This window comes from Marivita sp. S6314 (assembly GCF_023015985.1).
In the GTDB taxonomy this organism is placed as follows: Bacteria; Pseudomonadota; Alphaproteobacteria; order Rhodobacterales; family Rhodobacteraceae; genus Marivita.
The window spans coordinates 1-814 of sequence record NZ_JALKAO010000020.1 but is presented as its reverse complement, the minus strand read 5'-3'; the positions used below and the strand labels follow the sequence as shown (position 1 = coordinate 814).

The 814-nt window shown below is 62.4% G+C and carries 1 protein-coding gene; it reads left to right on the top strand.

From position 1 onward, the window contains the following. Positions 1–2: 2 nt before the first annotated feature. The coding region (locus MWU54_RS18585) for a formate--tetrahydrofolate ligase (RefSeq protein ID WP_247086747.1) at positions 3–814 on the top strand (812 nt) is incomplete at its 3' end.

Here is an 814-nt window from a genome sequence, read left to right as displayed (position 1 = left end):
CCATGTCATACAAGTCAGATATTGAAATAGCGCGTGAGGCGTCGAAGCGTCCGATTCAGGAGATTGGCGAGAAGATCGGGATCGGGACGGATGATCTTTTGCCGTACGGGCACGACAAGGCGAAGGTGAGCCAGGCGTTCATCAACTCGGTGCAGGACCGCAAGGATGGCAAGCTGATCCTTGTGACGGCGATCAACCCGACGCCGGCGGGCGAGGGCAAGACCACCACGACCGTGGGTCTGGGGGATGGTCTGAACCATATCGGCAAGAAGGCGATGATCTGTATCCGCGAGGCGTCGCTGGGGCCGAACTTCGGCATGAAGGGCGGCGCTGCGGGTGGCGGCTATGCGCAGGTTGTGCCGATGGAGGACATGAACCTGCATTTCACCGGCGATTTCCACGCCATCACATCGGCGCATTCGCTGCTGTCGGCGATGATCGACAACCACATCTACTGGGGCAACGAGGCCGAGATCGACGTGCGTCGGGTGGTCTGGCGGCGGGTTGTGGACATGAACGACCGGGCGCTGCGCCAGATCACGGCGTCTCTGGGCGGTGTGGCCAATGGCTTCCCGCGCGAGGCGGGGTTTGACATCACCGTGGCGTCCGAAGTCATGGCGATCCTGTGCCTGGCCAATGACCTCAAGGACCTGGAAAAGCGCCTGGGCGACATGATCGTGGCCTACCGCCGCGACCGCAGCCCGGTGTTCTGCCGCGATATCAAGGCGCAGGGCGCGATGACGGTTCTGCTCAAGGACGCGATGCAGCCGAACCTGGTGCAGACGCTGGAAAACAACCCGGCCTTCGTGCATGG